General features: G+C 71.0%; 3 protein-coding genes and 2 pseudogenes. 4 read left to right on the forward strand and 1 reads right to left on the reverse strand.

All coding sequences use genetic code 11. The features are described from left to right. Positions 1 to 726: 726 nt before the first annotated feature. Positions 727 to 984 (forward strand): annotated as a pseudogene (locus tag ACFWV8_RS04100) (alcohol dehydrogenase catalytic domain-containing protein); the annotation flags it as partial. 146 nt (positions 985 to 1,130) lie between these two features. Here the strand turns inward: ACFWV8_RS04100 and ACFWV8_RS04105 are convergent. Continuing rightward, the gene (locus tag ACFWV8_RS04105) at positions 1,131 to 2,306 is read right to left on the reverse strand and encodes a low temperature requirement protein A (protein WP_384197793.1); all 1,176 of its coding nucleotides are present in this window, start codon (positions 2,304 to 2,306) and stop codon (positions 1,131 to 1,133) included. 170 nt (positions 2,307 to 2,476) lie between these two features. Here ACFWV8_RS04105 and ACFWV8_RS04110 point away from each other — a divergent pair, with 170 nt between their 5' ends. The 3 genes and pseudogenes from ACFWV8_RS04110 to ACFWV8_RS04120 all read left to right on the forward strand — a co-directional run bounded on the left by ACFWV8_RS04110 (position 2,477) and on the right by ACFWV8_RS04120 (position 5,168). Further along, complete coding sequence (locus ACFWV8_RS04110; protein WP_384197795.1) at positions 2,477 to 3,907, forward strand: FAD-binding oxidoreductase; 1,431 nt, start codon at positions 2,477 to 2,479, stop codon at positions 3,905 to 3,907. A 275-nt stretch (positions 3,908 to 4,182) separates the two neighbouring features. After that, positions 4,183 to 4,407: pseudogene (locus tag ACFWV8_RS04115) on the forward strand (gamma-glutamyl-gamma-aminobutyrate hydrolase family protein); the annotation flags it as partial. Between the two features lie 122 nt (positions 4,408 to 4,529). Next, entirely contained in the window at positions 4,530 to 5,168 is a 639-nt protein-coding gene (locus tag ACFWV8_RS04120) for a class I SAM-dependent methyltransferase (RefSeq protein ID WP_384197797.1), read from the forward strand. Positions 5,169 to 5,331: the final 163 nt, after the last annotated feature.

Genomic DNA, 5,331 nt, shown 5'->3' on the forward strand with positions numbered 1-5,331 from the left:
GCGGGGGCCCGCGCGTGGGGGGGGGGGCGGGCGGTTTGGCCCCCACCCACAACAAACTCATTTTGTAACCCCCCCCGGTGGGCCAGTGGGGCGGCCCCCCCCCGCTTTTGGGGGTGGGGGGGCCCACTCCCGTACTGGTGTGCTCGGGCGCGGTAGGGCCGGTGCGTCAGACTGCTGCCCCGGCGATGCCGCCCGTTCCGCTCAGTCCTGCGGGTCTACGGGTGGCTCAGAGCCACCAGGCGCCCCCACACGCTGTCGAGCCAGTCCCGCGAGGTGAGCGGGGATTGCGGGCGCCGGATGGTGGTGCAGGCGGGACGCCCGGCCGGTTCGCCCGGGAGCCCTTCGCCACGAACAAAGTTATTGACCCGGCCGCACTCGCGCACGACCCCTGTTCGAGTAACACGCCCTGGACCATGGGGAGTTGACCGTTCCGCTCCGGGTGGGCCGAGCATTCCGTGCCGGCGGACGGACGCCCGGAAGGGGGAACCTGCCTGCGGGCTTCAGCCGAATGGCCGCACCGTGCGTGCGCGCCCGCAGCGTCGCCGATGCAGGCCGGGGACATCCGGCCGAGGATGGAGCGGACGGCGGTGGCGCGAACGAGAAGGAACCCCACCGGGGAATCCGGCACCGGAAAGGCGGCATGTGATGGCCACTCACCCGACCGCGATGCGCGCGGCCTACTACGAGCGACAAGGGCCGGCCCACGAGGTCCTTCAGATCGGCGAGATGCCCGTTCCCGAACCGGGGCCGCACGAGGTCCGGGTCCGCGTCGCCGTCTCCGGAATCCATGTGGGCGACATCGGCAAGCGGCACGGTTACTGGGGCTCCACCATGGGTTATCCGCGCGTCATCCCTCACGGCGACGGCGCCGGCGTCATCGATGCCGTGGGTGCGGACGTGGCCCCGGACCGAGTGGGCCAGAGGGTCTGGGTGTATCTCGCCCAGTCCTATCGCCCGTTCGGTACGGCGGCGGAGTACACCGTCGTACCCAGCCGATCGCCGAGAGGTTCCCACTCGACAGGATCGCCGACGCACAGGACGCCACGGAGAGAGCGGGCGCGAAGGACGAGTCGTCATCGACCTGTGAGCCCTGAGCGGTCTCGGCCCGGGATGCCCTCACACCGGGGGACTCAGCGGGCCGGGTTCCGCTGGATGTACGTCACCACCCCCGCGACCAGGGCGGCGGTGACGAGACCGGTGATCAGGACGGGGTCGTCCGCGAAGGTGGCCGCGAGAAGACCGAGCAGAGCGAGTACCCACATCGTGTCGAGGACCCCGGACGGCTTCGAGCCGCGGCGCAGCAGCGCGAGCGCCGTGAGATAGACGGCGACCGGAATCGTGTACGCGGCCGCCACGGCGGTCCGGCCGATCTCGACGTGACCGGTGGCCTCCGCGATGTTCACACTGAGACCCGCGCCCACCGCCGCCGCGGAGGCGAACAGGGCGTAGTGGCCGTATCCCCAGCGCAGCGAAGCCGCCAGCGAGGTGAGCCGGCTCGGGGAGTCGAAAGCGAAGTACAGCCACCACATGGCGAAGACGGTCACGAGACCGCCGATCGACAACGACGCGACATCACCGAAAGAGACATCCGTGTCGAGGGCGGCACGCATGGCGGCGGCGGCAGCCGCCACCGTCTCACCGAGAACGATGAGGGTGAACAGGCCGAAGCGCTCCGCGATGTGCCGAGGGTGCCAGGTGGTCGGCGCGGTCCGCTCCGCCCAGGGGGGAATCGCGAGTTCGCCCACCGCCAGAACGACGAACGCCACCGGCAGATCGGGAATCACACCGAACGCGACGATGACCCAGCCGATTTGAATGAGGAAGATCCCCGCCGCGTAACGCAGGCTGGACGTCCGCCGTTCGCGGTCGGAGTAGGCGGCGCGCAGCCATTGGGCGACCATGGCCAGCCGCATGACCACGTACCCCATGGCGACCAGGACGAAGTCGGAGTCATCGAGGGCCCTGGCCGCGCCGGCGGCCATGATGAGCGCGCCCCCGATCTGAACCAGGGTCAGCAGCCGGTAGAAGACGTCGTCGGTGTCGTAGGCGGAGGCGAACCAGGTGAAATTCATCCAGGCCCACCAGATCGCGAAGAACACCATCGCGTAGCCGAGGACTCCGTGGCCGATGCGCCCTGAGGTGACCTCGTGCTCGAAAGCGGCGGCGGCCTGGGCGACCGCGATGACGAAGCACAGGTCGAAGAGGAGCTCCAGTTCGGTCGAGCTGCGGGCGCGCTCATCGGCACTGCGCGCCCTCATCGGCCGGTACCAGGTCCAGCCGGTGTCGGCGGCCGTTGGGTCGCTCATGGGTTCCACTCCTGTAGCCACGCCATGGGTGACAGGCGGGCACGTCAGCCGGTGAGGAGTAACGGTCAACCACAACACCAAATTTGGGCAAATGTGATGATAACGTGCCCGTGCTGAATCAACGGTCGAGCACGCGCGGCGTCGGCAGGCCGGCGCGGAAAGGCATCGTCATGGCCCGAGAGGAATCGAACGGCGCACCCGACCGCGACCGCTGGGAACGGGAGCTGGCCGCTCTCGCCGCCGAGGCCGCCGGCCCCGTCCTGACACCCGGCGCGGACGGTTACGGCGACGAGTGCGCGGTCTTCAACCTGGCCGTCACGCACCACCCCGCGGTGGCCGTCGGAGCGACGAGCCCCCACGACGTGTCCCTGGCCGTGCGCGCCGCCGCGAGGCTCGGGCTGAACATCGCGGTGCTCGGTACCGGCCACGGCCCCTCGCTGCCCGCGACCGAGGACACGCTGCTGATCACCACGGCGCGGATGTCGGACCTCACGATCGACCCCGAAGCGCGGACGGCTCGCGTCCAGGCGGGAGTCCGTTTCCAGCAGCTCGTCACCGACGCCGCCGCGCACGGCCTCGCGCCGCTCGCCGGCTCCTCGTCGGGCGTCGGAGTCGTGGGCTACACGCTCGGCGGCGGGAGCAGCATCACCATGGGACGCAAGTACGGGTGGGCCTCGGACCATGTCACCCGGATCGAGGTCGTCACGGCGGACGGCGAGCCGCGGCACGTCTCGGCGACGTCGGAGAGCGACCTGTTCTCGGCCCTGCTCGGAGGCAAGAGCAACTTCGGTGTGGTCACCGCGATGGAGTTCGCTCTCTTCCCCGTGACGCACCTTTACGCGGGCGCGCTCTTCTTCTCGGGCTCGGACGCCGGCGCGGTGTTCGAGGCGTACCGGCGCTTCACCTCGACGGTTCCTGATGATCTGGCTTCGGGAATCGTGTTTCTCAACTTCCCTCCGCTGCCCGACCTTCCTGGGTTCATGCGGGGCAAGACCGTGGTGGCGATCCAGCTCTCCTACGTCGGCGGGGAAGAGGAGGGGGAGCGGCTGATCGCCCCTTTGCGTCAGGCCGCGACGCCCTTGATGGACACCGTTTCCACGATGCCGTACACCGAATTCGGATCCATCGGAATGGATCCCACCGACCCCATGGCCGCCGTCGAACACTTCGGGCTCCTCGACGAGATGACCCGGGACACCGTCCGCGCGATCGTCGATCACATCGGCACCGACCCGGGAAACCGGATCAACATGATCGACATCCGGCAGCTCGGCGGCGCGTACGCCCGCCCGCCGGTCACGGCCAACGCGGTGGGCGGACGCCGCGACGCCGCGTTCACCGTCCTCGCGCTTGCCGTCGCCCCTCCGGGCGAGGACGTGTCGTCGTACGCGAACACGGGCCAGGAACTCTTCGAGGTTCTCGCGCCCTGGCTGAGCCGGCGAAGACACCCGGGTTTCCTCGGCCCCGCCGACGCCACGGCCCGGCGGACCCGCGAGGCGTACGACCCGGCGGTCTACGAACGGCTCCGGTCCGCCAAGGCGTTCTACGACCCCGAGAACAGATTCCGCGTCAACCACAACATCCCGCCGCGACAGGCGTAGTTCCACCCGGTGGCGAGAAACGCAGATGCGATCAGATATCCCCCATCTGCCCTTGGTGTACTGTCGGATCGCGGTGTTCGGGGTCGCATCTGCGGACAGGGGGCGGGGTCATGGCGGTGCTGGTGGTGCAGCACGTACCGGAGGAGGGGCCGTACGCGATCGGCGCCGCGCTCGACAGGGCCGGGCTGCGGACGCGGTTGTGCCGGGTGTGGGCGGGGGATCCGCTGCCTGAAAGCCTCGTCGGAATCGAGGCGTTGGTCGTGATGGGCGGGCCGATGGCGGCGTACGGCGACGACGGCTTCCCCACCCGTGCCGCCGAACTCACCCTGCTGCGTGCGGCGTTGGCCGCCGAGGCGCCCGTGCTGGGAGTCTGTCTGGGCGCGCAGCTGCTGGCCGTGGCGGCGGGGGCAGCCGCCCGTACCGGCTCGGGGGTCCAGGTGGGATGGGGCGAGGTACGCACACGGCATCCGGCAGCCACCGATCCGCTGTTCGCGGGGACGCCCGCGCGGCTGGAGGTCCTGCACTGGCACGGCGACACCATGGACCTGCCGGACGGTGCGGTCCCGGCCTCCGGGAGACCACACCGGCCGCCCTCGCCGCGCTGGCTCCGCACCGGGACCGCGTGCTCGCCCGGTTCGCCGCGCTCGTCGCGGCACGGGCCGAACACACCGCGAGCCGGGCGTTCTTCACCCCGAAGGCGGACCGCTGGGAGGCGCGCTTCGCCGCCGACACCCCGGCGTACGTGTCCGCTGTCTCCCGCATGGGACTGCGCCCCGGGCAGACCGCGCTGGACGTGGGCTGCGGCACCGGACGCGTCCTGCCCGCCCTGCGCGAGGAGGTGGGGGACAAGGGCACGGTCCTCGGTGTGGACGTCACCCCCGCCATGCTCGCGGCGGCGGCCCGCGAAGGGCGCGGCGGCTCCGCGCGTCTGCTGATCGCCGACTGCCTGCGTCTGCCGCTGCCTTCGGGGACGGTCGACGGCATCTTCTCGGCGGGGCTGCTCAACCACGTCGCCGACCCGCCCGCCGCCCTGTGCGAGTGGGCCCGCGTCGTCAGACCGGGCGGCACCCTCCTGCTCTTCCACCCGTCGGGCCGCGCCGAGCGCGCCGCCCGGCACGGCCGTCCCCTCAGCCCCGACGACCCGCTGGCGGAGGCGAACCTGCGACCGACGCTGGACGCCACCGGCTGGCGTACGGATTGCTACGACGACGCGCGCGACTACTTCCTGACCCGGGCGATCCGTACGGGCGGTACGGGCTGACGCCGCCACGCCGGGGCTGTTCGCTCGCTCAGGGTCTGTCGTTTGGATCTTGCCGGGCTCGCGGTCCCTGGCACGCACGCTCTCCCCCGTAGCCCCCGAGGGGGGCACGGGAGGTGCCCCCTCCGTTGTCGTCGGTCGCCAACTCCCCCGTAGCCCCCAAGGG

Origin of the sequence: Streptomyces sp. NPDC058665 (assembly GCF_042714995.1) — a bacterium.
Classification (GTDB): domain Bacteria; phylum Actinomycetota; class Actinomycetes; order Streptomycetales; family Streptomycetaceae; genus Streptomyces.

Excerpts from the sequence above, each read along its gene's own strand:
- ACFWV8_RS04105 (WP_384197793.1), bottom strand. The coding sequence starts at position 2,306 with ATGAGCGACCCAACGGCCGCCGACACCGGCTGGACCTGGTACCGGCCG.
- ACFWV8_RS04110 (WP_384197795.1), top strand. The coding sequence starts at position 2,477 with ATGGCCCGAGAGGAATCGAACGGCGCACCCGACCGCGACCGCTGGGAA.